The organism is Micromonospora sp. WMMD735 (assembly GCF_049178995.1).
GTDB lineage: Bacteria > Actinomycetota > Actinomycetes > Mycobacteriales > Micromonosporaceae > Micromonospora > Micromonospora wenchangensis.
The window spans coordinates 3,437,679-3,464,491 of sequence record NZ_JBMHMJ010000002.1; the positions used below are offsets into that span (position 1 = coordinate 3,437,679).

Here is a 26,813-nt window from a genome sequence, read left to right on the forward strand (position 1 = left end):
TCCGATGGCCGCACGGGAGGATGAAGACCGCTGAGTTCCGCCCGATCCGACCTCCCCCGGGAAACGGCGGTCGCGGTCCACGCCGGTGACCCGCCATGAGCCTCGTCCGGCAGCTCGCCGGGTTGCCGACGGATCGCGTCGTGCAGCTCGTCGGCGTACCCACCGACGCGGTCGCGGCGGCCACCACCGGGGAACCGGTGGGCCCGGTCGCCGTCGTGCTGCGGCCCGGCCCGCCCCGCACCCCCGGCTCCCTCGTCCGTGCCGTCCTGGACGACCTCGAACGGGTGGCGGTGGCGCTGCTACCCGGCTGGCTCCCCGAGGCCGCGGACGTCCCCCGCGTCGACCCGTTCGGCCTGGCCGCCGTCCGGGCCGCCGCCAGCCGGCGGGCGCGGGAGTCCGCGCACTTCGCACCGTTCCTGGCACACCTCGCCGACGTGGCGGTGTCCGGGCGACGTCCACCGACCGACCCGTTCCCGCCGGAGATCCGCTGTCCGGGGCTGACCCGGGTGGTGGCGGACGGCTTCGACCGGCCGGGGGTGAGCCTGCTGGTCGAGGTGCCCGCCGGTCTCGACCCGGCCGGGGAACGGGCCGTCGTGGCGGGCGCGGAGTGGCTGTGTCACCACGGCCGGGTCGCCGTGTGGCTGACCGGGACGCCGTTGCGGCACGAGGACCGGGTGGTCAGCGTCGCGCTCGCCCCGGCGGCGGTCCCGCCACCCCGGCCGGTCCCGGCGACGGCACCGACGGTGCGAGGACGTCCCCATCCCCGCAGCAGCACCGAGGCGGCACTGGAGGCCGCCCTGGCCGCCGAGAGTTGGGCGGCGGGCCGGGTCTGGAACCACTACCACCTGTCGCATCCCCTCGCGCCCCCGGTCTGCCTCGACCTGCTCTGGCCCGCGGAGCGGTGTGTGGTCGAGGTCGACGGCCCGGAACACTGCCGGCCGGACCGGTTCGAGGCGGACCGGCAGCGCGACGTGCGGTTGCAGATGGACGGTTACGCCGTCCTGCGCTTCACCAATGCCCGAATCAACCACGACGTCGGCGCGGTGGTGCACCAGATCGGCACCGTCATCCGGGCCCGGCGACGCGACATGGCGGAAGGAACGTTCCATGCCCGGCGATGACCTCACCCCCTCCGAGAGCGCGATCCTGGTCGTCCTGATGGCCGAGGCCCGGGAGGTGCCCAACACCGAGCTGCGCAAGCGCTACGGCGTCGACATCCGCAAGTCGTACCGGGACAAGCTCAACCGCCTCGGCTACCTGGACAGCCGCCGCGAGGGCAGCACCTTCCTGCACCAGCTCGCCGACCGGGGCTGGGTCCGGGTGCAGGAGGACCTGAACTTCCAGTCGGCGCAGGGCCGGATCCTCGGCGGGGCGCTGACGGCGTTGCAGGTGAACCTGCGGGACCGGGTCATGGCCCGCAGCGACTACCGCACCTTCGGCGAGATGTTCGCGCTCACCGACGTGCGGGCCGGTACGCCCCGACCGGACCTGCGGCGCGCCCTCGGGCTGCGCGTCCGGCACGCCTACGCGGCGTTGACCGCCGAGCCGGGGGCCTGGGTCAGTCTGACCCGGTTGCGGCCGTTCTTCGCGGACGTCGACCCCGCCGACCTCGACGAGGCGCTGCGGGATCTGGAGCGCGAGCCGGACGTGGACATCGTCCCGGAATCCAACCAGAAGGCGCTCACCACGGCCGACGTGGCGGCGGCCCTGCGGCTCGGCGGCCAGGACAAGCACCTGCTGGCGATCGGGGTGGGATGACCGGGGCGGAGCACGCGGCCCTGGCGGCGCTCAGGCTCGACTGGGCACCGGTGCCCGACGACGTCTGGCGGCCCTCACCGTTCCACGTGGAGGGCCTGCACACCGCGGTGGTCCGCGACGTCCTCGACGGGGTGGCCGATGCCCGCGACAGCGCCGACAGCAGCCCGATCGGGTTGGTGCTGCAGGGGCAGCGCGGCTCGGGCAAGACCCACCTGCTGGGCTGGATCCGGCAGCAGGTGCAGCAGCAGGGCGGCTACTTCTTCCTGGTCGGGCTGCTCGACGCGCGCGGCTTCTGGGACAGCGTGCTCGCCGCCGTGCTCGACGGGTTGTCCCGGCCGGTGCCCGGCAGCGAGAGCCAGCTCAGGCTGGTGCTGCGTCGGCTCTCCTCGCTGGTCGGGGCACCCCGCTCGGCCCGCCGCGCGGTGATGGGGGACACCGAACTGACCCGGGCGGCCCTGGACGCGTTCGTCGAAGGGCTCGCCGGGCACGCGCCGCACGTGGCCCGCGTCTGCGGGGAGACGGCGCGGGCCCTCGCGCTGAGCGCCTCGGAGGACGTCGCCCACCGGGACGTCGCGGAGAACTACTTCACCTCCGGCGAGGAGGGGGAGGCGGGTGAGCGCAGCGCCTGGGGCATGCGGCGGGCACCGCGCGACGCGCAGCGGATCGTCCAGGAGATCTCCTGGCTGCTGGCCCTGACCGGGCCGTCCGTGATCGCCGTCGACCAGATCGACACCCTCATCGCGCAGTCCGTGGCCGCCGGTGACGTCCTGCACGCCCGGCCCGGCGCGCAGGACGACCCGGAGCAGGCCGCGGTGCACGCCCGGATCGCCGACGGCCTGATGTCGCTGCGCCAGCTCACCCGCCGCACCCTCACCCTGGTGGCCTGCCTGCCGAACTCGTGGACGATCATCCGGAGCCGGACGGTGGACACGGTGAGCGACCGGTTCCGGGTGGCACCCCGGCTCACCACCATCCACGACGCCGCCCTGGCCCGGCAGATCGTCGAGCGGCGGTTCGCCGTCCGGTTCGCCGAGCGCGGCTTCGTGCCCCCGTACCCGTCGTGGCCGGTGCGGCCCGACGCCTTCGCGCAGGCCGAGCAGATGACGCCCCGGGAACTGCTGATCGACATCGACCGGCACGTCCGGGACTGCGTCGCCGCCGGCGAGGTGCGGGAGCTGACCCGGCTCGGTGATCCGACGCGGCCGAGGCCCCCCGGCCCGCACGCCGCTGCGGTCACCGACCTGGAACACCTCGACACGAGGTTCGCCCAGCTCAGAACCGAGGCCGACGTCTCCGGCCCACTGACCCGCGACGGCGAGGACGGTCTGATCCCCGCCCTGCTCGCGGCGGGTCTCACCGCCTGGGTCATGGAACGCGGCGAGGGCGGCGGATCGTTCAGCGTGGACCCGCCGCCGAGCGCCCAGCCGCCGCTGCACGCCCGGCTCCGGCTCACCCTCGACGAGGCCACCGAGGACCAGGTCCACTGGTGTTTCCGGGCGGTCAGCGAGGAGCACCACGCCATCGCCGCGCTGGCCCGGCTCCGCAAGGCGTGCACGGTGGCGGGGCTCGACGCCCGGGTGACCCGCCGCAAGCTCTTCCTGCTCCGCAACGGGGCCTGGTCGAGCGGGGCCAAGACCCGGCAGGCGGTCACGGCCTTCACTCAGGCCGGCGGGACGATCCTGCCGCTGGACCAAGAGGATCTCCGCATCCTCGGGGCGCTGCGGGTCATGCTCGCCGAGTCACCCGTCGACATCCGGGACTGGCTGGCCGCCCGTCGACCGACCCGGAACCTCACCGTGTTACGGCGGGCCCTCGCCTCCGTCGCCGACTGGCTCCCCGCCGCGCCCGGCGAACGCGAACCCGGTCCGCCGGTAGGGCCCAAGCGGGCCGGACCGGTCACCGCGCCACCGCCCCCGGCAGGTCCGGCCGGAACGGCACCTGTCGACGTGGGGTCGCCCGGCGGACAGCCCGCCGCCCCGGGACGGGTCGCCCCGCGGCCGGTCGACGCGGAGGGTTCCGGTCCGCGGCTGACCGTGGGGTACGACCACCGCACCGACGAACCCGTGTCCCTCCCGCTCGAGGCCCTGCGCAAGCACACCACCATCTTCGCCGGCTCCGGGTCCGGCAAGACCGTGCTGATCCGGCGCGTCCTGGAGGAGTGTGCCCTCGCCGGGGTCTCCGCCATCGTCCTCGATCCCAACAACGACCTGGCCCGCCTCGGCGACGGGTGGCCGGAGCCGCCGCCGCAGTGGCGCGCCGGGGACGCCGGGAAGGCCCGGGACTACCTCGCCGGGACCGACGTGCTGGTGTGGACGCCACGCCGGTCGTCGGGTCGCCCGCTGAGCTTCCAGCCGCTGCCGGACTTCCGTGGCGTGCGCGACGACCCCGACGAGTTCCACGAGGCCGTGGAGGCGGCTGTCGCGTCGCTCGCGCCCCGCGCCCAGCTGACCGGTCGCACCAACAAGGTCCACCTGGGGCTCGCCGTGCTGCGTAAGGCCGTCGAGCACTACGGCCGGCGCGGCGGCAGCCGGGTGCAGGGCCTGATCGACACCCTCGCCGACCTGCCGGACGGGCTGCTGGACATCGACGGGGCCGACAAGATCGGCGTGGGGATCGCGCAGTCGCTGGCGGCGGCGATGGTCAACGATCCGCTGTTCGGTGGCGAGGGCAGCCCGATGGACCCGGGCCTGCTGCTCACCCCCGCCCCCGGCGCGCGGGCCCGGATCTCCGTCGTCAGCCTCGTCGGGCTGCAGTCCGACGAGGCCCGGCAGGGCTTCGTCAACCAGTTGCAGATGGCGCTGTTCGCCTGGATCAGGAAACACCCGGCGAACGACCGCCCGCTGCTCGGGCTGCTGGTGATGGACGAGGCGCAGACGTTCGCCCCGTCCGGCGCGATGACACCGTGCACCCAGAGCACGCTGGCGCTGGCGGCCCAGGCCCGCAAGTACGGCCTGGGCCTGGTCTTCGCCACCCAGGCGCCCAAGGGGCTGCACAACCGCATCCCGGGCAACGCGGCGACCCAGCTCTACGGCCGGCTGAACAGCCCGATCCAGATCGAGGCCGCCCGGGAGATGGCCAAGGCGAAGGGAGGCGACATCCTCGACGTCGCCCGGCTCGGCACCGGCGAGTTCTATCTCGCCGCCGAGGGCGCCGCACCGGTGAAGATCCGCACCCCGCTGTCGCTCAGTCACCATCCGCGCAGCCCGCTCACCGTCGAGGAGGTGCTGGAACGGGCCCGCCGCCGGTGAGCTCGACGACCCCGCCGACCTGCGGATCTTGCCACCGGGATCTAGCGTGGAAGGAGCCTGTTCACCGGCAGTAAGGATCATCGATGTTGCGCAAGCATCTGGTCGGGTTGATCGTCGGCATCGTCGTCATCGTGGTGCTGGGGGCCGCCGCCGTGGTCTGGATCACGCTCAACAAGCCGGAGCCGACCGGGCCGGGTCGGGACGCGGCGGCACCGGCCGGGGCAACCGCCTCCGGGCCCACGCAGCCGGCGTCCGGCAGCCCCGCCCCGTCGACCGCCGCGCCCGGCGCGGTCGCTTCGGCGTCGCCGGAGGCCAGCCCACGGCAGATGAGTCGCCTCCTCTACGACGACGGGCAGAACACGGCGACCGTCACGGGTCTGGAGGTGACGGCGGGTACGCTGCGGGTGCAGCTGCGCTATACGACCCGGTCCCCCGGCGGCTGGGTGCTCAGCTGCCCGGCCCGGACGGCGGATCTCCGGTCGTCGCATCTGACCATGGACGACGGGCGGCAGGTCTTCCCGGTCGACACGTACTGCGCGTCGCAGCGGCCCGGCACGGATTTCACCCTGCGGCCCGGCGCGGTCCTGGAGAGCTGGGGCGTGTTCCCGGTCGTGCCGTCCGGCGACAGCCCCTTCTCCCTCACCTGGTACGACCTGGGCACCGTCGAGGGGCTGAAACTCTGAGCGGGCCGTGGGGCCGGCAGTGGCCGGGTCAGTGCGCCGGGGACGACTCCGCCAGGTCGGTGGCGACTGCGGGTGGGGCGGGAGTGCGGGCTTCGGTGGCGCACACCCCGGCGAGGAGGTCGGCGGTGCTGTGCGCCCGCACGTCGGCGGCGTACGTGCCGTCGGCGAACCGGGCGACGACGGCCCGGACGTGCCGCTCGGCGGTGTCGGCGAGCCCGTCGTAGACGGCGGCGAAGGTCTCCCGGGCGGGGCCGCGCAGCCAGCCGGCGGGCAGCAGCCGCAGCGGTAGCTGCGGATCGAGGGTGGGGAACCGCCGGAAGGTGTCCATCACCTCGGTGCGGGCCCGGACCGCCTCGGCGCCGTCGACCCGGCCGGCGGCGATCCGTGGCAGCAGGGGCCGCCAGCGTCGCAGGAAGCTCTCGTACTGTTCGGCGACCGCCGCGACGTCCCAGGCGTCGAGCGGATCGCGGCCGGCGACCGCGTCGAGGTCGACCCGGCGGCCCCGGAACACGGTGACCGCGCCGAGGTGGAGCTGGGTGAGCTGGGCCCGTGCCTTCGGGGTCAGCTCGTGCGGCGAGATCCACAGTCCGTCGTACAGCGGCGCGTAGCCCAGCCACCGGAGCTGGCCGCGCAGGGCACGTCGTTGCGCGCTGCGCTCCTGGGGCAGGGAGAACGCGACGAGGGTCCAGCACTCGTCCCACGGTTGGGTGGTGGTGGTCGCGGCCATCACCCAGCTGCCACCGACGGAGAGGCTGACCGCGGCGGACCGGCTGAGCCGGTACGAGCTGCGCCGCCCCTGCCGGCTGCCCTCCAGTACGCCCCGGCGGGCCAGCCGGCTGATCACGGTCCGCGCGCCGGCGAGGCTGACGTCGGACTCGGCGAGCAGCGCGACGATGGCGGCGGACGGCAGCCACGCCCGGGTCCGCAGCGTGTAGTCGGCCAGCAGGGTCACCGCGACGCCCTGGGGCGAGTTGCCGGCCTGCCGGCGGGGCAGCCGCACCGGGTGGTCCCCGTCGTCGGGGAAGATCTCCTCGATGTCGAACGGGTGTGGCACTGGGACGCTCCGGGCTCGGCTGGGCGACGGTGGCACCGACTGTAGACGGCGCACCGGTGCCCGCCTACCGAACGCGGTCCGGGGTGGACCCGGGCGCGGAACCGGTGACCGTCAAGTGTATCGAGGCCATTCGATTGACACTTGTGGGACCGAGGAGAACACTAAGTGCCATGCAATGCCCTAGGGCCGGGGCAGGGCATGCCGGACGTAGTGGGCCGGCGCGGACGACACGGGCATCCGGGCGTACCCGTGCCGCACGGTCGCGCGGCCGATCTCAACCTGTGAGGGAGTCACGCCCATGAGAATCAGACGGAGACTGCTGCTCGCCCTGGCGGCGCCGCTGGTCGCCACCGTGGCGGCAGCCGCCCTGGTGGTACCGACGCTCCAGCCGGCGTACGCCGCGTCGCTGGTCGAGGTGACAAACTTCGGCGACAACCCCGGTCGGATGCGGATGCACATCTACGTGCCGAACACCCGCCCGACCAACCCGGCGATCGTGGTGGCCATGCACGGCTGCGGCGGCACCGGTCCCGGCTTCTACTCCAGCAGCGAGTTCGCCTCGCTCGCCGACCGGTACGGCTACATCGTGATCTACCCGTCGGCGACCCAGCAGGCCGGTTTCGGCAACTGCTTCGACACCTGGTCGGACGCCGCGAAGCGCCGGGGCGGCGGCAGCGACCCCGTGTCGATCGTCTCGATGATCAACTACACCGAGCGGCAGTACGGCGGCGACCCCCGCCGGGTGTTCGCCACCGGCAGCTCGTCCGGCGGCATGATGACCAACCACATGCTGGCCGTCTACCCGGACGTGTTCGCCGCCGGGGCCGCCTTCATGGGGGTGCCCTACAACTGCTTCGCCAACGCGGCCGACTACCCGCCCGGCGCCAGCCAGTGCACCGGCGGGAACATGAACCGCACCCCGCAGCAGTGGGGCGACGCGGTACGCCAGCAGGCGTACCCCGGGTACACCGGTCCCCGGCCGAAGGTGCAGCTGTGGCACGGCACCGCCGACACCCTGGTGCCGTACTCGCTGCTCCAGGAGACCATCGAGCAGTGGACGAACGTGTTCGGGCTCAGCCAGACGCCCACCTCCACCGACACCCCCCAGGCCAACTGGAACCGCCGCCGCTACGCCGACGCCAGCGGCAACGTGCTCGTCGAGGCGTACAGCGTCCAGGGGGCGGGGCACAGCCTGCCCTCCGGCGGGATGGCCGCCGTCGCCCTCCAGTTCTTCGGCCTGACCAACCCGACCCCGACCACGCCGCCGCCCACCACCCCGCCGCCGACCACGCCCCCGCCGACCACCCCGCCGCCCACCACTCCGCCGCCGACCACGCCCCCGCCAACCACCACCCCGCCGCCCAGCTCCGGGGCCTGCCGGGTCACCGCCAGCGTCAACGCCTGGAACAGCGGCCTGACCGAGAACCTCACCATCACCAACACCGGCTCCAGCGCCGTGACCGGCTGGTCCCTGGTGTTCACGCTGCCCGGCGGGCAGAGCATCACCTCCGGCTGGAACGCCACCTACTCCCCCTCGTCGGGGCAGGTGACGGCCCGTAACGCCAGCTACAACGGCACCATCCCGGCCGGCGGCTCGATCGACATCGGCTTCCAGGCCAACCACACCGGCAACACCGCCAAGCCCTCCTCGTTCACCCTCAACGGCGCGGCCTGCACGGTCGCCTGACCGACCCGGTCCACCTCTCCAGGTGCGACCCTGTCATCCGGTACGGGCCACGCGGCCCGTACCGGATGATCCGCTCCCCCGCCCGGTCACCGGGCGGGGGAGCTTTCCGCGCCCGGCTCCCGGATCCGGTGCGCGGGCCGCCCACCCTGCCCGCCGCCGACGGCACCTCGCTTGACATTAGGCAGGCAGATGCCTGCATAATGCTGGTCATGGCCGGCGACATGGACAAGGTGTTCAAGGCGCTCGCCGACCCGACACGTCGCCGGTTGCTCGACAGCCTCCGCCGCCAGGACGGCCAGACCCTCGGCCAACTCTGTGCCCAACTCGCCATCACCCGGCAGTCGGTGACGCAACACCTCGGCGTGTTGCAGGAGGCCAACCTGGTCAACGCCGTCCGACGCGGCCGGGAGAGATGGCACTACCTCAACCCGGTCCCCATCCACGAGTTGCCGCAGCGATGGATCGCCGCGTTCGAGGAACCCCGGCTACGGGTGCTCGACGCGATCCGCCGACAGGCCGAGGAGCCGCAGATGACCGTCACCAAGCCCACCTTCGTGTACGTGACCTACATCCACGCCACCCCGGAGCGGGTCTGGGAGGCGTTGACCGACGCCGACCTGACCGGCACGTACTGGGGTCACCACAACGTCTCCGACTGGCGACCCGGCTCCCGGTGGGAACACCGACGCACCGACGGCTCGGGCATCGCCGACGGCGGCGGCACGGTCCTCGACGCGACCCCGCCGACCCGGCTGGTCATGACCTTCGGCGACGTCGACGCCGAGGCCGGGCCGGACGCCTCCACGGTCACCTTCCTCATCGAACCGCACCGGGACATCGTCCGGCTGACCGTCACGCACGTGAACCTGCCGTCCGACGAGGACTTCGACGCGGTCTCCGCCGGCTGGCCCGCGGTCATGGCCAACCTGAAGTCCCTGCTCGAAACCGGCCGCGCGCTGCCCCAGGCACCCTGGGAGATGCACGCCGCACTGCGGGCCGCCCAGCGCAACGGCGGCGACGGCACGACCCGGCCCGACGCACCCTGACGCCGGCCCTACCGGCCGGAACGGCCGAGCCCGGACAGGTCCTGGGCCGCGGTGGCGACGCCGAACCACCGGCACAGCCGGTCGCGCAGCTCCCGCCGGTCGTCACCCGCCCACGCCACGTGCCCGTCGGGCCGCAGCAGCAGCGCGGGCACCTCCAGTTCGCCGCTGACGTCGACGACGCGGTCGACCCGGTCGGTCCAGCCCTCCACCGAGAGTTCCCCGGTCTGGTCCAGCAACAGCCCCCGGCCCCGGTGCATCAGCCCGTAGAGGCGTCCTCGCTTCAGTTCCACGTCCCGCAGCCGCCGGCCGACCAGGTCGTGGTCGGCACCGAGGTCGTAGCGGACCGAGATCGCGGTGATCTTTTCGATCAGGTACCGGTTCACCTGCTCGAAGTCCATCAGCTCGGTCAGCAGCCGACGCACCGCCTGCGGACCCGCCGCCAGCGACATCAGCTCCGTCTGCGCGCGGGTGTTGTCGAGCACGTCCGCCGCCACCGGCCGGCGCTCCGCCTGGTAGGTGTCCAGCAGGTCCGCCGGTGTCCACCCGGCGACCTGCGCGGCCAGCTTCCAGCCCAGGTTGAACGCGTCCTGGAGACCGAGGTTGAGCCCCTGCCCGCCCAACGGCGGGTGCACGTGTGCCGCGTCGCCGGCCAGCAGCACCCGGTCGACCCGGTACTGCTCGGCCAGCCGGGTGGCGTCGCCGAAGCGGGACAGCCAGCGGGGCGAGTGCACCCCGAAGTCCGTGCCGGCGGTCGCCCGCAACTGCTGCCGGAAGTCCTCGATGGTCGGTGGGACCGCCCAGTCCTCACTCACCCCGGCCGCCGGTACGACGACGCGGTACAGCCCCTCGCCGTCCCCGACCGGGCCGACCCCGAACCGTAGCTGCGTCCTGCGCACCCGGGTCATCACCGCGACGACCTCGTCGGGTGGCGCGGTCAGCTCCATCACGCCCAGCAGCGTCTCGTTCCTGGTGGGCTCACCGGGAAATCCGACACCCAGCAGCTTGCGCACCGTGCTGCGGCCGCCGTCACAGCCGACGAGATAGCGGGTACGCAGCCGGGTGCCGTCGGCCAGCTCGGCGGTCACCGCGTCCTCGTCCTGGCTCAGCCCGACCAGTTCCGTGCCCCGCCGGATCTCGACGCCGACCGCGGTGGCGTGCTCGGCGAGCAGCCGCTCGGTGACCGGCTGCGGGATGCCGAGGATGTAGTCGTGCGCGGTGTCCATCCCCGACGGCCACTCCTTGGCGATCCCGGCGAAGTAGCCGCCGATCCGGAACTGCTTGCCGTGCGCGAGGAACCGCTCCAGCAGGCCCCGCTGGTCCAGCAGCTCGATGCTGCGCACGTGCATGCCGAGCGAGCGCACCACGCTGGTCGGCTCGGCGTCGCGCTCCAGCACCACCACCCGTACGTCGTGCAGCCGCAGCTCGGTGGCCAGCATCAGGCCGGTCGGCCCACCGCCCACGATGGTCACGTCGATCATGGATTCCCCGTTCGACTGCTCGCGTCGCCTGATACGTCGAAACCAACGCATGCTTCGCGAATCTCGGATTTCGCCAGGTTCTGGCGTCGACTGGAGATTCTGCACCGGCACCGGGGTCTTGCCACAAGGCCCGGGGTGCGATATATGTTAGAAGTGGCAGGGAGAGTCTGACTCCCTGCCTTTGCTGTTTCCCCGCCGCCGTCGCCCGCCGGGAACGCCGCGCCCGTCCACCCGGGCAGCCCTCCGACCAGGCTCCGCCGCCTCGCCCCGCGCCACGCCGCCGGGGCCGCCAGGCGGCCCCTGAAGGCCCTTCAGCGATGCCGTGAACCACCCACGAGGACCCGCTACCGGCCCAGCCGCTCGGCGTGCTCGTGACAGCTCTGCGTGGCGTGCGTGATGAATTCGAGGATGCGCGCCAGCGTCTCGTCGTCGTACCGCCGCAGGAACTTCTGTCCGTCGGTCACGATCGGCCCGTAGATCGCGCCGACCTTCCGGTTGGCCGCCTCGGTGGGCCGGACGGTCACCCGACGACGGTCGGCGCTGTCGCGTTCCCGGGTCGCGTACCCGGCGCGTTCCAGCCGGTCGATCGCGGTCGTGACGCCCCCGGTCGTCATCCCGGCTGCGGCGGCCAGCTCGCCGGGGCTCGGCGGCTCCGGCGCGAACAGCAGCTCGAGGCAGCGCATGTCCGTGCGGTTCAGGCCGAGCAGGTCGGCGGCGCGCTGATCGAGCACGTCGACCGCGCGCTGGTACGCCTGCATCGCCTCGCCGAGCTGCTCCGCCAGACCCATGGTGGGAAATTCTAGCCAACCGTCGTACAGTATCTAGATTATCTAGTAATCAGAGTTTCTAGAGGAGCGGGGACATGGACGTACTCGTGATCGGCGCCGGGACCGGCGGCATGTGCCTGGCACACGGCCTGCGGCAAGCCGGCATCAACGTCGCCGTCTACGAGCGGGACCGCACCCGCGGCGACGGCCTGCACGGCTACCGGGTCGGCATCGACCCGCACGGCAGCCGGGCCCTCAAGGCGTGCCTGCCCGACCAGCTCTACCGCACGTTCGTGGCGACCTGCGCCCGCGCGCCGGAACACTTCGTGTTCTTCGACGAGCGGCTCCGGCCGACGCTCGCGCTGCCCCTGCGCCCGGCCAGCGACGACGTCGACGTCGAGAGGTCGGTGAGCCGGATGACCCTGCGCCAGGTGCTCTTCACCGGCATGCAGGACGTCATCCACTTCGACAAGACCTTCGTCCGCTACCAGCACCAGGCCGACGGTCGCGTCACCGCGCACTTCGCCGACGGGACCACCGCGACCGGCGACCTGCTGGTGGCGGCGGACGGCGTCAACTCGGCGGTACGCCGCCAGTACCTCCCCCACGCCCGCACCGAGGACACCGGCATCATCGCGATCGCCGCCAAGGTGCCGATGACGCCCCGGACCACGGCGCTGCTGCCGACGCGGTTCTTCCCCGGCATCGGCATGGTCCTCGCGCCCGGCGGCAAGTCCTGCATCCTGCACTGGATGGAATTCCCCTGGGACCGGCAGGGCCGGCCGAGGAACGACGACGAACTGCTGGCGCGCTGGCCCGGCCTGCTGTTCGACAACACCCGTGACTACCTCAACTGGGGCATCGCGGCGGCAGCCGACAAGTTCCCGGCCGACATCACGACCTACGGCGGCGACGACCTCATCCGTGCCGCCCTGCGGATGACCCCGACGTGGAGCCCCCGGCTGCGCCAGCTGTTCACCCTCGGCGACCCGAGCACCGCGTTCGCCATCACCATCCGCACCTCGGTGCCGATCCCGGCCTGGCCCAGCACGAACGTCACCCTGCTCGGCGACGCCATCCACACCATGACACCGGGCCGGGGGGTCGGCGCCAATACCGCGCTGCGCGACGCGCAGCGCCTGACCGACGAGCTGACGCTCGTCCGCGACGGGCGCAAGGGGCTGGTCGAGGCCGTCCACGACTACGAGACCCGGATGATCGAGTACGGCTTCCAGGCCGTCCGCGACTCGCGGGAGCAGATGACCGCCGACGCCCTGGTCCACAAGCCGGTGCTGGGTCGCGTCGCGCTGGCCGGCATGCGCGGCTACCTGCGCGTGGTCGACCGGGTGCCGGCGCTCAAACGCAGGATGATCGACGGCCTGTACGAGTACCGCGGCGGCCAGGACTGACAGTACCGGGCACGGACACACCGGTCGCGGCCTGCGCTTCCGCACCCCTACGCCCCGCCGGCCCGGACATCCGTTCGCTGGTGGGGCGGGCGGGGTTCGAACCCGCGACCGAGGGATTATGAGTCCCCTGCTCTAACCGGCTGAGCTACCGCCCCCGTACCGCGCCGGATCGTAACCCGCCCGACGGACCACCGGCCACCGCCGAAGCGGTGCCACCCGTCGGCACCGTTCGGCACGATGGGCTACGCGAGGATAACAGTCAGCAGCGGCTGCGGTGGCACCCGAATCAGCCCGCCGCGCGCAGTTCCGCGAGCACCGAACCGGCCGTACGCCAGCCGCTGGCCAGAGCCCCCTGGATGGACGGGCTGTCCCGGTGGTCACCGGCCACGAAGATCCCTCCGCCGAGCGCCACCGGCTTGCGCAGCCGTCCCTGTGGGGGTGGCGCGGCGGGCAGCGCCTCGGGGACCGACACCGTCGTCAGGTGTTCCCAGTCCGCTGTGGAGCGTCCGTAGAGCCGGTCGAGTTCGGCCCGGATCGTCGGCTCGGGCGGGGCGGTGGGACCGACCACGGAGGTCGCCACGAGGTGCCGGCCGGGCGGGGCGTACGACGGCGCGGCCCGGCTGACCACCACCGTGTTGGCGACGAGTTCCCGCCGGTCGCCGTCGACGAGCAGGATCGGTTCGTCGAGTGGCGACTCGGGGGCGCTGTGGTAGTAGGTGGTGTAGCTGTGGGTGCGTACCCGGGGCAGGGTGGGCAGCAGCGTGGTCGCCGCCGTCGGGTCGGCGGCGACCACGACGGCGCGGCAGGTGATCTCACCGGCCGGGGTGCGGACCCGGCCGGGGGCGACCGAGGTGACCGGGGTGTCGCAGGTGACCAGGTCGGCGGGCAGCGGCGCGGCCACGGCCTGCGGGAGCGCGGCCATCCCCCGGGCGGGCAGGCCGATCCGGCCCCGGACGAAGGACCGCAGGATCATCGCCAGCACGTGGCTGGAGGTCTCCAGTTCCCGGTCGATCAGCACGCCGGACAGGAACGGCCGGATCAGCTCCTCGATGATGGTGTCGGACAGCCCGGCCCGGCGCAGGGCGGTCTCGCTGGTGGTCTCCGGCGCGCCGAGCAGCCGGTGTGCCGGCAGGGTGGCGCAGCCGGTGGCGAGGGCCGCGAAGCGCAGCCGGTCGGCCAGTGAGCCGACGCCGGCGAGCACGGTGGCGGGTGTGCCGCCGGGTTCGCGTACCGGGTGGACCAGCCGGTCGAGCCGGTCGCCGCGGCGGACCAGCACCCCGGAGGTGAACCAGCCCAGGTCGAGGGTGCCCGGGTCGAGCAGGGTGCCGAGCCTCGGGTAGGCGGTGTTGAGCACCTGGAAGCCCCGGTCGAGCAGGTAGCCGTCGACCGCGTCGGTGGCGACCCGGCCGCCGATCCGGTCGCCGGCCTCCAGCAGCCGCCAGGGCACCCCGGCCCGGTGCAGCCGGCGGGCGACCGCCAGCCCGGCGAGACCACCGCCGACGATCACCACGTCCGTCTCAGCGACCATGTGCCACCTCCGTGTCGTCGCGCGCCGACCGGGACAGTCGGCTCGGCCACCACACCATGGGCCCGATGTCGTACGACAGGGCGGGCACCAGCAGCGAGCGGACCACGATGGTGTCCAGCAGTACCCCGACGGCGACCGCCACACCCAACTCGACGAGCACCACCAGCGGGAGCACGGCCAGCGCCGAGAAGGTGGCGGCGAGCACGATACCGGCCGAGGTGATCACCCCGCCGGTGACGGTGAGCCCGGCCAGCACCCCGGCCCGGGTGCCCCGCCGGGCGGACTCCTCACGGACCCGGCTCATCAGGAAGATGTTGTAGTCGATGCCCAGCGCGACCAGGAAGACGAAGGCGAACAGCGGGAACGACGCGTCGACCCCGGGGAAGTCCAGCAGGTGGGTGAAGACCAGCGCGCAGAGCCCGAGGGTGGCCAGGAAGGACAGCACCACCGTCGCGATCAGCAGCACCGGCGCGACCAGCGCCCGCAGCAGCAGCGCCAGGATCACGGTGATCACCACGAGGACGACCGGGATGATGACGTTGCGGTCCCGGGTGGAGGCGTCGGAGGTGTCCACGTCGATGGCGGTGAACCCGCCGACCACGGCGTCGGCGTCCGGCACCCGGTGCACCGCCTCGCGCAGGTTGCGGATGGTCCGGGCGGCGGCGTCGCTGTCCGGTGGGTCGGTCAGGGTCGCCTCCAGTTGCACCCGTCCGTCGACCACCAGCGGCGGGGCGTCCGGGTCGGGCGGGCCGGTCTGGTCCCGCCGGGTCACCGGGCGTACGGCGGCCACCCCGGGCACGCCCTGCGCGACCTGGGCGACCTGTCCGGCGGTCTGCTGCCGGGTGAAGACGGTCGCCGGGCTGCCGGTGCCGCCCGGGTAGTGCCTGGCGATCACCTCCTGCCCGGCTACGGAGTCGGTGCGGTCGGCGAACAGTTCGGACTGGCCGAGGGTGGTGGCCCCGAGCTGGGTGAGGCCGAGGGTGAGCAACGCCAGCACCACGGCGGTGGTCAGCCACACCACCCGGGCCCGGCGGGCGACGAACCTGGCGATGCGGGCCCACACCCCGTGTTCGGCCTGCGGGTCCGCCCGGTCCACCCCGGGGGTACGCGGCCAGAACGCCCACCTGCCGCCGAGCACCAGCAGCGCGGGCAGGAACGTCAGCATCACCAGCAGGGTGGCGGCGATGCCGATGGCGGCCACCGGGCCGAGCGCCCGGTTGGAGTTGAGGCTGGACAGCAGCAGGCAGAGCAGGCTCACGATGACGGTGGCCCCGGAGGCGGCGATGGCCGGGGCGGCACCCCGCCAGGCGGTACGCATCGCGTCCCAGGGCCGCTCGTGCCGGTGCAGTTCCTCCCGGTAGCGGGCGATCAGCAGCAGCGCGTAGTCGGTGCCGGCGCCGAAGACGAGCACGGTGAGGATGCCCTGCGCCTGCCCGTTCAGCTTGATCACGTCGTGCTCGGCCAACTGGTGGACGAAGACCGCCGCCAGCGCGTACGACATCCCCGCCGCCAGCAGCGGGAAGACCCACAGCACCGGGCTGCGGTAGACGACCAGCAGGATGATCAGCACCACGACCAGGGTGACCAGCAGCAGTGGCCCGTCGATGGCCGAGAAGACCTCGATCAGGTCGGCGAGCAGGCCGGCCGGGCCGGCGACGTCCACGGTGAGCCCGTCCCGGTCGCCCCCGGCGATGCTCCGCAACTCGTCGACCACCCGGCCGATCTGTTCGCCCTCGGCGTCGTCGATCGGCACCACCACCTGCAGGGCCTGCCCGTCCTGGCTGGGGATCGGTGGGGGCAGCGGCCCTGCCACCCCGTTGACCTGGGCGAACCGGGTGCTGTCGGCGATCGCCCGTTCCTTGTCGGCGCCGGTGATGCCGGTGCTGCGCGCGTACACCACCAGGGCCGGGGTGGTGGGTCGGGCGACGAAGCCGGCGGCGAGGTCCTGGGCCCGGGTCGCCTCGGCGTCGGCGGGCAGGAAGGCGGCGTTGTCGTTGGTGGCGACGTCGCTCAGCCTGCCGGCGTACGGTCCGGCGATGCCGCCGACGACCAGCCAGGCCAGGACGACCGCCACGGCGGTCAGCGTGGCCGCGCCCCGGCCCCGTCCACCGGCCATCCCGGTCCACCCCTTTAGTCGACGCGGCGGTCGACGCGGCGGGAGCCCGGGTCGACATCCGTCATCCTGCCGTCCGGATACGCTCTCCGGGGCGGAAACCGCCCATCCGGCCCGGTCGCGGCGGCACGGGTCGTCAGCAGCGGGGGCCGTCGGTGGCGGGGGCCGGGATACGCGGAAACGCCCGTCGGCGGGGCCGACGGGCGGGAGTGGAAGGCTGGGCTCCCCCGTTTGGACTCGAACCAAAAACCTGCCGGTTAACAGCCGGCTGCTCTGCCAATTGAGCTACGGGGGACTGCTGCGCCGCGTCGTTCCGGATCTCTCCGGCGCTCGGCGACGGCACAAGAGTACAGGACTTCGGGGGGGTTCGGTCCAGGGGGTTACCGCATTCGACCACCGCGCTACCGCCCGGAACGATCTACGCTCACAATGCGGACAATTCGTCATCCCGGCACAACCAGGTATGACTGCGGAGCAGGATGGGTAGTTAGCTGTCGACCGAGGAAAACGTGGGGCGCGACGATGGTCGGTCCCGACCGGGCACCACCGGCGGGAGCGACGGGAGCGTCAGGTACGGAAGGAGCCGCCATGCGCGGAAAGATCATGTTTCTTGGCGGGCTGGCTGCGGGCTTCGTCCTGGGCGCCCGTGCCGGCCGGGAGAAGTACGAGGAGCTGGTCGTGCGGGGCCGCAAGGTGCTCGACCACCCGACCGTCCAGGAGGCAGCCGGGGTCGCCCAGGCCCAGGCCACCCGCCTGTACAGCGAGGGCAAGGACAAGCTCGGCCAGTCGAAGCTCGGCGAGAAGCTGCACACCGGCAACGGCGGCAAGCCGGAGCTGACCCCGGCCGACGACGCCTTCGCCGGCACCCCGGCCACCGTCGGCGCCAAGTCGGGCGTCAGCCCGACCAGCTCGACCACCACCACCCCGAAGCCGAAGGCGCCGGGCACCGGCACCAACGGCAGCACCCTCTGATCGTCCGTACTCGTCGGGCCGGTCGCCGCGTGGCGACCGGCCCGACGGGTGTCTCAGTCCTTGCCGCTGCTGAACGCCGCGTCGAACGCCGCCGTCGGGGCGTCGAACGCCAGCCGGCGGACGAACTCCAGCGCCTCCGGCGCGCCGACCAGCCGGTCCATCCCGGCGTCCTCCCACTCCACCGAGATCGGCCCGGTGTACCCGATGGCGTTCAACGCCCGGAAGCAGTCCTCCCAGGGCACGTCACCGTGGCCGGTGGAGACGAAGTCCCAGCCGCGCCGCAGGTCGGCCCAGGGCAGGTGGGAGGCGAGCCGGCCACGCCGACCGTCCCCGGTGCGCACCTTCGCGTCCTTGCAGTCGACGTGGTAGATCCGGTCGGCGAAGTCGAAGATGAAGTTCACCGGGTCCAGCTCCTGCCACACGAAGTGCGACGGGTCCCAGTTGAGCCCGAACGCGGGCCGGTGGTCGATCGCCTCCAGCGTCCGCTTGGTGGTGTAGTAGTCGTACGCGATCTCGCTGGGGTGCACCTCGTGGGCGAACCGCACCCCCACCTCGTCGAAGACGTCGAGGATCGGGTTCCACCGGTCGGCGAAGTCCTGGTAGCCGCGCTCGATCATCGCCGGCGGCACCGGCGGGAACATCGCCAGCGTGTGCCAGATCGACGACCCGGTGAAGCCGACCACCGTGTCCACGCCGAGCTTCGCCGCCGCACGGGCGGTGTCCTTGATCTCCTCGGCGGCCCGCCGGCGTACCCCCTCGGGTTCGCCGTCGCCCCAGATCCGGGCGGGCAGGATGTCCTGGTGCCGCTCGTCGATCGGGTGGTCGCAGACGGCCTGGCCCACCAGGTGGTTGGAGATCGTGAAGACCTTCAGGTTGTGCTTGGCCAGCGTCTCCCGCTTGCGCTCGACGTACGAGTCGTCGGCGAGCGCCTTGTCGACCTCGAAGTGGTCGCCCCAGCAGGCGATCTCCAGCCCGTCGTAGCCCCATTCGGAGGCGAGTCGACAGACCTCGTCGAACGGCAGGTCGGCCCACTGGCCGGTGAAGAGCGTGATCGGTCGCGCCATCGTCTGTCTCCCCTGTTGTGGTGGGGATTCCTGAGCTGACCGGGGCGAGGGTGACCGGGCCGGGCCGGTGCGTCGACGGCCGTGCCGGGTCACCGGTGGGTGCACACGCACCTGGGCCCAACGGGTTGCGCCTCCCGTCGGGTCACCGGCCACCCACAGGTCGCCGCCCACCACTCTAAGCCCACCCCACCCCCCACGAAACCCCTCTCCCCCACCCACCCACCCGCCCACGACGATCAAGAGGTTTGCGTCACGACGGGGCGATCCGTGTGACGCAAACCTCTTGATCACCGATGCTCAGTCCGGCCGCCGGCCCGCCTGTCGGCGGCAGGCGGGCCGGCGGTCGGGTGGGACGGGGCCGGGTGGGGTTACTGGGGGAGGGTCCACTTCTGGTTGGGGGCGGAGGAGCTGCACGTCCAGAGCAGGACCACGGTGTTGTCGGCCGAGTTGTTGCCGGAGACGTCCAGGCACTTGCCCGACGCCGGGTTGCGCAGGGTGCCGTCGGACTGCGCCGACCAGACCTGCGGGCTGCCACCGGTGCAGGTCCAGAGCTGGATCTTTGTGCCGTTGGCGGTGCCGCCGCCCGAGACGTCCAGGCACTTGCCCAGCGCCTTGATCGGGCCGTTCGGGGTGACCGTCCAGGTCTGGCGGGCGCTGCCGTTGCAGGTGAAGATCTGGATCTGGGTGCCGTCGGCGGTGGCACCGTTGCGGACGTCCAGGCACTTGCCGGCCAGACCCTTGATCGGGCCGGTGCCGTTGGTCGGCGTGGTGCCGCCCAGCTCCTTGATCCGGATGTTGCGGAACGAGGCGTCGTCGCCGGTGCCGTGGTTCTGGATGCCGATGTGGCCGGCGAGCGAGCGCACCGGGTTGGTGTTGGTGAAGTCGTTGATCCTCGTCCCGTTGAGGAAGACCTGGAGCCGTTCCCCCTCGACCAGCAGCTCGTAGGTGTTCCACTCCCCCGGCGGGTTCAGCGCCGCGTCCCGGGCGGCCTGGTCGGCGGCCTGGAACGAGTAGACCGAGCCGGTGGTCCGGTCGGCGGTGTCGGTGGCGTCGATCTGCACCTCGTAGCCGTTGTCCATCGCCGAGTTCGGGTCGCTCGACGGCGGGAAGCCGATCAGGACGCCGGAGTTGTCGTCCCCGTCGACCTTCCAGTCCAGCTTGAGCGAGTAGTTGGTGAACTGCTTCGCGCTGTACCAGAGCATGCCCAGCCCGCCGACGGAGCTGAGGGTGGCGTTGGAGTTGGTGAAGCTGCCCGGCCCGGCCTGCGACCAGCCGTTGGTGGAACCGTTGTAGAGCGCGGTGTAGCCGGTCTCGGGCCGGCAGTCGGCCTTCGTCCGGCCGGCCGCGTACCGGATGCCGCCGAGCAGGTGGGCGCGGAAGGCCGGCTCGGAGTACGCCGACTGGTTGTGCCCGGCGCCGGTGTAGAACGACCGGCCGCCGTTGTACGTCTTGCACCACACGTGCGGGTGGTCGGCCCCCATCCCACCCCCCGAGTACGACGACTCGTCGAGGTTGGCCAGCACGTGCGCGGTGGAGCGGGCGTTGGTGCGGAAGTTGTACCACTCGTCGGTGCGCTGCCAGGTCGGGCCGAGGTGGGCGGTGGCCGCGTGCGCGCGGTCCTCCACCCGTACGGTGGCCTGCTGGATCGCCGGGTGCGAGGCGAACCACGCCCCGACCAGGTTGCCGTAGAACGGCCAGTCGTACTCGGTGTCGGCCGCGGAGTGCACCCCGACGTACCCGCCACCGGCGGCGATGTACGACTCGAAGGCGCTCTGCTGGCTGGCGTTGAGCACGTCACCCGTGGTGTTGAGGAAGATCACCGCCTCGAACCGGGAGAGGTTGGCGGTGGTGAACTGGCCGCCGTCCTCGGTGGCGGTGACGGTGAAGTTGTTCGCCGCCCCGAGGTCGCGGATGGCCTGGGTGCCGACCGCGATGGAGTCGTGCCGGAAACCGGCGGTCTTGGAGAAGACGAGCACGTCGTAGGCGGCGTCGGCGGCGGACGCCGAGGTGGCCGGGGCGGTGCAGGCGAGGGCGGCGAGGACGGCGGTGGCCGCGCCGAGAATCGGTCGGAGGAGTTTCATGTCGTGCTCCAGTACGCCGGGGGCGCGGGACCGGACACCGCCGGTCCCGCGCCCGTCAGGTCAGGGCAGGGTCCACTTCTGGTTGGCCGCGGACGAGCTGCAGGTCCACAGGAGGACCACGGTTCCGTCGGCCGAGTTGTTGCCGGAGACGTCCAGGCACTTGCCCGAGGCGGGGTTACGCAGCGTCCCGTCGGACTGCGCCGACCAGACCTGCGGGCTGCCACCGGTGCAGCTCCAGAGCTGGATCTTGGTGCCGTTGGCGGTGCCGCCGCCGTTGACGTCCAGGCACTTGCCCAGCGCCTTGATCGGGCCGTTCGGGGTGACCGTCCAGGTCTGCCCGGCCCCACCGTTGCAGGTGAGGATCTGCACCTGGGTGCCGTCGGCGGTGGCCGCGTTACGCACGTCCAGGCACTTGCCGCCCAGCCCCTTGATCGGCCCGGTGCCGTTGGTCGGCGGCGGGACGGTGCCGGTGTTCAGGGTGAACGCGTCCAGGTCGTAGAGCAGCCCGCTGCCACCGGCGAAGGTCAGGTAGAGCGTGGTGGTGCCGGTGGGTGCGCCGGACACCGTGCCGGTGACGGTGGTGAAGGTCTCCCAGCCGCCGGTGACCGGCACGCTGGCCTGCCCGAGCACGGTGCCGGTGGGCGAGCCGGCGCGGATCTGGAGGGTGCCGCCGGCACCGGCCGAGGAGACCCGGGCGGTGAACGAGGTGACGTTGCCGATCTGGTACGGGGAGAACCCGATCCACTCCCCGTTCTCGATGTTGCCGACGGTCTTGCCGCCCTCGGCGGGGGTCTTGTCGTAGAGGGTCACGCCGGACGAGGTCTTGAAGTGCTCGGCCTGCCGGTGCCGGGGCTGGAGGGTGTGCTGGGTGTGCGTGGTGAGCCCACCGGCGTCGGTGTACTCGGCGTCGAAGATGGCGAAGATGTTCGCCGCGTCGTCGTGCTCGCCGTCGACCGGGATGGTGATCGTGCCGGAGCAGCCGTTGACCGAGGAGATCTGGTGACCGTGCTGGTCGTGGCCGAGCACGTAGGTCATCCTGACCTTGGTGCAGTCGACCGTGCCGTCCTCGGGGTCGGTGACGGTGATGCTGAACGGCACCGTGTCCCCGAAGGAGAACAGCGAGCCGTCGACCGGGCCGGTAATGGTGACCGTCGGGGCGGTGTTGCCGACGTTGACCGTCACGCTGTTCGTGCCGGTCGCCCCCTGCGGGTCCCGCACGGTGAGCGTCGCGGTGTACGAGCCGTCCGTGGTGTAGGTCTTCGTCGGGTTGGCCGCCGTGGAGGTGGTGCCGTCGCCGAACGCCCACGAGTAGGTCAGCGCCCCGCCCTCGGGGTCGGCGGAGCCGGCCGAGGAGAAGTTCACGGTCAGCGGCGCGGGTCCTGAGGTCCGGTCGGCGCTCGCCCGGGCGGCCGGCGCCCGGTTGCCGACGCCGACGTAGTCGAAGCGGTACAGGGCCGAGTTGGCGTCACCGTTGTAGTAGCCGGTGCCGTAGTCGAGCAGGTAGTACGCCCCGTCGGGACCGAACGCGGAGTCCATCACCTGCTTGCCCACCCAGGGGAAGCTGTCGATGGTGCCGGGCGACCCGTCGGCGTTGACGTGGATCGGCTTGACCCAGCCCCGGCCGAACTCGGTGGCGAAGAACAGCCCGTCGAAGCTCTGCGGGAACTTCGTCGCCGAGGGGTTGTTCGGGTCGTACCGGTAGACCGGGCCGGCGGCCGGCGACTCGGAGCCGCTGCCGAACGCGGCCGGGCTGCCGGAGTCGCCGCCGTACTTGATCCAGGAGGGCTTGGCCGGCGGGAGGGTGGTCAGACCGGTGTTGCGGAACGAGTTGTTGGTCGGCCCGCCGGTGCAGTTGAACTTCGGGCCTGTCGAGTTGGTGGCGAAGTTCCACTCGTTGTACGTCTCGGACGTGGTGTTGGTGCCGGTGCAGTACGGCCAGCCGTAGTTGCCGGGGCCGGTGACCCGGTTGAACTCGACCTGGCCGGAGGGGCCCCGGTTGGCGTTGGTGCTGCCGGCGTCCGGCCCGTAGTCGCCGACGTAGACGACGCCGGTGGCCTTGTCGACGCTGATCCGGAACGGGTTGCGGAAGCCCATCGCGTAGATCTCGGGGCGGGTCTTCGCGGTGCCCGGGGGGAACAGGTTCCCGCTTGGGATCGAGTACGTCCCGTCGGCGTTCACCTTGATCCGCAGGAGCTTGCCCCGCAGGTCGTTGGTGTTGCCGGCGCTGCGCTGGGAGTCGTACGCCGGGTTGCGGTTGGTGCGCTCGTCCAGCGGCGAGTAGCCGGCGGAGTCGAACGGGTTGCTGTCGTCGCCGGTGGACAGGTAGAGGTTGCCGGCGGCGTCGAAGTCCATGTCGCTGCCGACGTGGCAGCAGATGCCCCGGTCGGTGCCGATGTCGAGGATGTCGACCTTGCTGGACATGTTGATGGTGAAGTCGGCGTTCAGGGTGAACCGGGACAGCCGGTTCACGCCCTGCCAGGCCGACCAGTTGCTGCCGGTGGCGGGCGCGTCGCCACCGGGGGTGGACAGCGGCGGCGCGTAGTAGAGGTAGATGAACCGGTTGGTGGCGAAGTTCGGGTCGACCCCGAGGCTCTGCATCCCGTCCTCGTCGTGGGTGTAGACGGGGATCGTGCCGATGGTCCGGGTGGTGCCGGCGGCGTCGGTGCGTCGCACCGTGCCGTTGCGGGCGGTGTGCAGCACGGACCGGTCCGGCAGCACGGCCAGCGACATGGGCTCGCCCATCTCGTTGACGCCCCGGGCCAGCTCGACCTGCTGGAAGTCGCTGGCGTTGATGGTGTGGGCCGCGGCCGGGGCGGTCGGGCCGGTGGTGGCGGCGACCGTGCCGGCGGTGACGGCCAGCAGCAACGCGGCGGCGGAGGGTAGCCACCGTCGGGAACGGTGACCGGTGGAGTCCTTTATGGACATTGGAGGGCTGTCCCTTCCTGACGGATCACGGCCAGGGCGGGACGCGTGCCGCCGCGCCGGATGCCGGGGTGGTGGGGTGGAGTGGTGGGGTGTGGCAGGGCAGGCCGGACGGCCGGGGTGTCCCGGTCGGCCGGTCAGCACCTCGGCCGGGGCGCGGAGCGCCCGGCGGAAGGTCTCTCGCCGAGGGGTTACCGCGCCGCCGGTTCACCTTGACGAAACATGCCCGTGATGCCACAAACATTAATGGTGACCTATATCAATGTCCATACCCTCTGCCCACCGTTGTGGGTTTTCATCAGATGAAGGCCCCACCCCGGCCACCCGAAACCCGCGCGGGAACCCACATACATCTGATGAAAGACCGGCCGCCGCGCCGGTCCCGCCGCGCCGGGTGCACACCCCGCACCGCTGCCCGGGCCGGGGCGACGACGGCTCAGTGCCGCCGGTGCACGGCCTGGTCGGCCAGCGCGGCCAGCGCGGTGCGGGCCGGCTCCGCCAGCGGCACCTGGGCGAGCGCCACCCGGGCGGCGTCGGCCCGGACCCGGATCAACCGCTCGATCTTCTCCCGCGCCCCGGTCGCCTCGATGATCGTCCGCAGCTCGGCGGCGCCCGCCGCATCCAGCTCGGGATTGCCGAACAGGTCCCGCAGCCGGGCGGCCTGGGCCCGGTCGGCGGCGTCGCGGGCCATCGCCATCATCACCGTCGGCTTGCCCTCCCGCAGGTCGTCCAGGATCGACTTGCCGGTCACCGCCGGATCACCGAAGACCCCCAGCACGTCGTCGCGGAGCTGGAACGCGTCACCCAGCGGGTCACCGAAGTCGACGAGCGCGGCGATCAGCTCGGCCGGAGCCCCGGCCAGCGCCGCACCGATCTGCAACGGCCTGGTCACCGTGTACCGGGCCGCCTTCATCCGGATCACGGTCAGCGCGCTGGCCACCGAGCCGTCCCCGACCCCGGACACCAGGTCCAGGTACTCCCCCGCGATCACCTCGGTCCGCATCCGGGCGAAGACCCGGTACCCCTGCCAGATCTGCGCGGAGGTCATCCCGCACTCGTGGAACATCTGGTCCGACCAGGCCGCGCAGAGATCCCCGCAGAGCAACGCGGTGTTGCGGCCGTACGTCTCCGGGTCGCCCCGCCACGCCGAACGGGTGTGCAGCTCGGCGAAGACCCGGTGCACCGACGGCGCGCCCCGGCGGTGGTCGCTGCCGTCGAGGATGTCGTCGTGGATCAGCGCGAACGCGTGGAACAGCTCCAACGCCGCCGCCGCCACCACGATCGGGCGGTCATCCACGCCCCCGGCCCCCCGCCAACCCCAGTAGCAGAACAGCGGCCGCAGCCGCTTCCCGCCGGCCAGCACGAACCGGTGCAGGGCCGAGAAGATGCCGCGCGGGGCACCGTCCGGCCAGTCCGGGCCCTGCCGGTCGAGGAACGCCACCAACTCGGCGTCGAAACGGGTGCGCAGCTCACTGGCGTCGGTCGGGGCGGCGGTGAGCGTCACCGCCGCTCCCCCGCGCCCGGCGGGCCGGTCGGGGCCGCCGACGCCCCGTCGGCACCGGCTCCCAGCCCGGCCAGCTCCAGCAGCAGCGCCTTGACCTCGGTCGCGGCGAAGGTGTCCCGGGCCGGCGACGGGTCGGAGCAGAGCAGCACCGGACCGTCCGCCGGGTCGGCCGGCAACCGGCCGTGCGAACCGCGCACCGCCCGCGCCCCCGCGTCCAGACCCACCACGCTCATCAGGTAGCGCATGCCGAGCTTCTTACGGGCCAGCGCCACCCCCGCCCGCCGCTTCGCCGCACCCGGCGCGGCCGGGTCGAAGAACAGCTCCGCCGGGTCGTACCCGGGCTTGCGGTGGATCTCCACGTTCCGGGCGAAGTCAGGCGCGCGGGCGTCGTCGAGCCAGTAGTAGTAGGTGAACCAGGAGTCCGACTCGGCCACCAGCACCAGTTCACCGGCCCGCTCGTGGTCCAGCCCGGCCGCCGCCTTGCCCTCGGCGTCGAGCACCTCGGCCACCCCGGGCAGCCCGGCGCACAGCTTCGCCACCGCCGCCACGTCCGCCGGGTCCTTCACGTAGACGTGGGCGACCTGGTGGTCGGCGACGGCGAACGCCCGCGACGTCCACGGGTCCAGGTACTCCATGCCGTCCTGGGTGTAGACCCGCAGCAGTCCCTCGGCGCGCAGCAGCCGGTTGACGTCCACCGGACGGGAGACGTCGGTGATGCCGTACTCGGACAGCGCCACCACCGTGGCGTCGGCGGCCCGGGCGGCGTCCAGCAGCGGGGCGAGCACCGCGTCCAGCTCCGCCGCCGCGGCGGCGGCCCGGGGCGAGGACGGCCCGAAGCGCTGCAGGTCGTAGTCGAGGTGCGGGACGTAGACCAGGGTCAGGTCGGGGGCGTGGTCGGCGAGGATGCGCTCGGCCGCCCGGCAGATCCACCGGGACGACGGCAGCCCGGCGCCCGGCCCCCAGTAGGTGAACAGCGGGAAGGTGCCCAGCGCGTCGGTGAGCGTGTCGTGCAGCTCCGGCGGGTCGGTCCAGCAGTCCGGTTCCTTGCGCCCGTCGGCGTAGTAGATGGGACGGGGCGTGACGGTCCAGTCGACGTCCGCGCCCATCGCGTACCACCAGCAGACGTTGGCCACCGTGTAGCCGGGCTCGACCCGGCGGGCCGCCTGCCACACCTTCTCCCCGCCGACCAGCGCATGGTGCTGCCGCCACAGCAGCACCTCGCCGAGGTCGCGGAAGTACCAGCCGTTGCCGACGATGCCGTGCCCGGACGGCTTTTCACCGGTGAGCAGGGTGGCCTGCGCCGAGCAGGTCACCGCCGGCAGCACGGTGCCCAGTCCGGCGGAGAACCCCTGCTCGGCGACGGCGCGCAGCCGGGGCATGTGGGCCAGCAGCCGGGGGGTCAGGCCGACCACGTCCAGCACCACCAGCCGGCGGCTCATGCCGACACCCCGCTGCGTCCGGCGCGGCGGTGGCACCTCGTCGTACCGGGTCGGTGACGC

At 72.5% G+C, this 26,813-nt stretch carries 18 protein-coding genes and 2 tRNA genes; 8 read left to right on the top strand and 12 right to left on the bottom strand.

Annotated elements, in window-relative coordinates; translation table 11 throughout:
* Positions 1–95: 95 nt before the first annotated feature.
* The 4 genes from ACN268_RS14485 (at position 96) to ACN268_RS14500 (ending at position 5,689) form a co-directional block, all read left to right on the top strand.
* Positions 96–1,121, top strand: a complete 1,026-nt coding sequence (locus tag ACN268_RS14485) for an endonuclease domain-containing protein (protein ID WP_421483657.1) — start codon at positions 96–98, stop codon at positions 1,119–1,121.
* The gene (locus tag ACN268_RS14490; protein ID WP_421483658.1) at positions 1,108–1,758 is read left to right on the top strand and encodes a hypothetical protein; all 651 of its coding nucleotides are present in this window, start codon (positions 1,108–1,110) and stop codon (positions 1,756–1,758) included. The genes ACN268_RS14485 and ACN268_RS14490 overlap by 14 nt, the downstream gene beginning before the upstream one ends.
* Positions 1,755–5,006, top strand: a complete 3,252-nt coding sequence (locus tag ACN268_RS14495; protein ID WP_421483659.1) for a helicase HerA domain-containing protein — start codon at positions 1,755–1,757, stop codon at positions 5,004–5,006. Before ACN268_RS14490 ends, ACN268_RS14495 begins: the two co-directional genes overlap by 4 nt.
* A gap of 83 nt (positions 5,007–5,089) precedes the next feature.
* The gene (locus tag ACN268_RS14500) at positions 5,090–5,689 is read left to right on the top strand and encodes a hypothetical protein (RefSeq protein WP_421483660.1); all 600 of its coding nucleotides are present in this window, start codon (positions 5,090–5,092) and stop codon (positions 5,687–5,689) included.
* A 28-nt stretch (positions 5,690–5,717) separates the two neighbouring features.
* Here ACN268_RS14500 and ACN268_RS14505 read toward each other — a convergent pair whose 3' ends face one another.
* Positions 5,718–6,743 (bottom strand): PaaX family transcriptional regulator C-terminal domain-containing protein, encoded by a 1,026-nt coding sequence (locus ACN268_RS14505; protein ID WP_421483661.1) that lies wholly within the window; start codon positions 6,741–6,743, stop codon positions 5,718–5,720.
* 298 nt (positions 6,744–7,041) lie between these two features.
* On the opposite strand from ACN268_RS14505, the gene ACN268_RS14510 reads away from it, so the two are divergent.
* Both ACN268_RS14510 and ACN268_RS14515 read left to right on the top strand, forming a co-directional pair.
* Positions 7,042–8,430: a PHB depolymerase family esterase gene (locus ACN268_RS14510; protein ID WP_421483662.1), complete on the top strand. Its 1,389-nt coding sequence runs from the start codon at positions 7,042–7,044 to the stop codon at positions 8,428–8,430.
* 209 nt (positions 8,431–8,639) lie between these two features.
* A complete protein-coding gene (locus tag ACN268_RS14515) occupies positions 8,640–9,476 on the top strand; it encodes an ArsR/SmtB family transcription factor (RefSeq protein ID WP_421483663.1) in 837 nt (278 codons plus the stop codon).
* Positions 9,477–9,484: 8 nt separating this feature from the next.
* Here ACN268_RS14515 and rox read toward each other — a convergent pair whose 3' ends face one another.
* Both rox and ACN268_RS14525 read right to left on the bottom strand, forming a co-directional pair.
* Positions 9,485–10,954, bottom strand: coding sequence for a rifampin monooxygenase (gene rox, locus ACN268_RS14520; protein WP_421483664.1), 1,470 nt, complete (start codon positions 10,952–10,954; stop codon positions 9,485–9,487).
* A 344-nt stretch (positions 10,955–11,298) separates the two neighbouring features.
* Positions 11,299–11,742, bottom strand: coding sequence for a MarR family winged helix-turn-helix transcriptional regulator (locus ACN268_RS14525; protein ID WP_421483665.1), 444 nt, complete (start codon positions 11,740–11,742; stop codon positions 11,299–11,301).
* Between the two features lie 74 nt (positions 11,743–11,816).
* Between ACN268_RS14525 and ACN268_RS14530 the strand changes: the two genes are divergently transcribed.
* Positions 11,817–13,130: an FAD-dependent oxidoreductase gene (locus tag ACN268_RS14530; protein WP_421483666.1), complete on the top strand. Its 1,314-nt coding sequence runs from the start codon at positions 11,817–11,819 to the stop codon at positions 13,128–13,130.
* 78 nt (positions 13,131–13,208) lie between these two features.
* Here the strand turns inward: ACN268_RS14530 and ACN268_RS14535 are convergent.
* The 4 genes from ACN268_RS14535 to ACN268_RS14550 all read right to left on the bottom strand — a co-directional run bounded on the left by ACN268_RS14535 (position 13,209) and on the right by ACN268_RS14550 (position 17,066).
* Positions 13,209–13,285 (bottom strand) — tRNA-Ile (locus ACN268_RS14535).
* Between the two features lie 131 nt (positions 13,286–13,416).
* Positions 13,417–14,658 (bottom strand): NAD(P)/FAD-dependent oxidoreductase, encoded by a 1,242-nt coding sequence (locus ACN268_RS14540; RefSeq protein WP_421483667.1) that lies wholly within the window; start codon positions 14,656–14,658, stop codon positions 13,417–13,419.
* Positions 14,648–16,774, bottom strand: coding sequence for an MMPL family transporter (locus tag ACN268_RS14545; RefSeq protein ID WP_421483668.1), 2,127 nt, complete (start codon positions 16,772–16,774; stop codon positions 14,648–14,650). The genes ACN268_RS14540 and ACN268_RS14545 overlap by 11 nt, the downstream gene beginning before the upstream one ends.
* 219 nt (positions 16,775–16,993) lie before the next feature.
* Positions 16,994–17,066: transfer RNA gene (locus ACN268_RS14550), tRNA-Asn, on the bottom strand.
* Positions 17,067–17,359: 293 nt separating this feature from the next.
* On the opposite strand from ACN268_RS14550, the gene ACN268_RS14555 reads away from it, so the two are divergent.
* Complete coding sequence (locus ACN268_RS14555; protein WP_204926344.1) at positions 17,360–17,743, top strand: hypothetical protein; 384 nt, start codon at positions 17,360–17,362, stop codon at positions 17,741–17,743.
* Positions 17,744–17,796: 53 nt separating this feature from the next.
* Here the strand turns inward: ACN268_RS14555 and ACN268_RS14560 are convergent, their stop codons facing one another.
* The 5 genes from ACN268_RS14560 to ACN268_RS14580 form a co-directional block, all read right to left on the bottom strand.
* Entirely contained in the window at positions 17,797–18,807 is a 1,011-nt protein-coding gene (locus ACN268_RS14560) for a sugar phosphate isomerase/epimerase family protein (RefSeq protein WP_421483669.1), read from the bottom strand.
* Positions 18,808–19,175: 368 nt separating this feature from the next.
* Positions 19,176–20,888 carry a ThuA domain-containing protein gene (locus ACN268_RS14565; protein WP_421483670.1) on the bottom strand — a complete coding sequence of 571 codons (1,713 nt, stop codon included), beginning with the start codon at positions 20,886–20,888 and terminating at the stop codon, positions 19,176–19,178.
* Positions 20,889–20,948: 60 nt separating this feature from the next.
* Positions 20,949–23,813, bottom strand: a complete 2,865-nt coding sequence (locus tag ACN268_RS14570) for a carbohydrate-binding protein (RefSeq protein WP_421483671.1) — start codon at positions 23,811–23,813, stop codon at positions 20,949–20,951.
* Between the two features lie 433 nt (positions 23,814–24,246).
* The gene (locus ACN268_RS14575) at positions 24,247–25,314 is read right to left on the bottom strand and encodes a polyprenyl synthetase family protein (protein WP_421483672.1); all 1,068 of its coding nucleotides are present in this window, start codon (positions 25,312–25,314) and stop codon (positions 24,247–24,249) included.
* The gene (locus ACN268_RS14580; RefSeq protein WP_421483673.1) at positions 25,311–26,753 is read right to left on the bottom strand and encodes an alkaline phosphatase family protein; all 1,443 of its coding nucleotides are present in this window, start codon (positions 26,751–26,753) and stop codon (positions 25,311–25,313) included. The genes ACN268_RS14575 and ACN268_RS14580 overlap by 4 nt, the downstream gene beginning before the upstream one ends.
* Positions 26,754–26,813 lie beyond the last annotated feature (60 nt).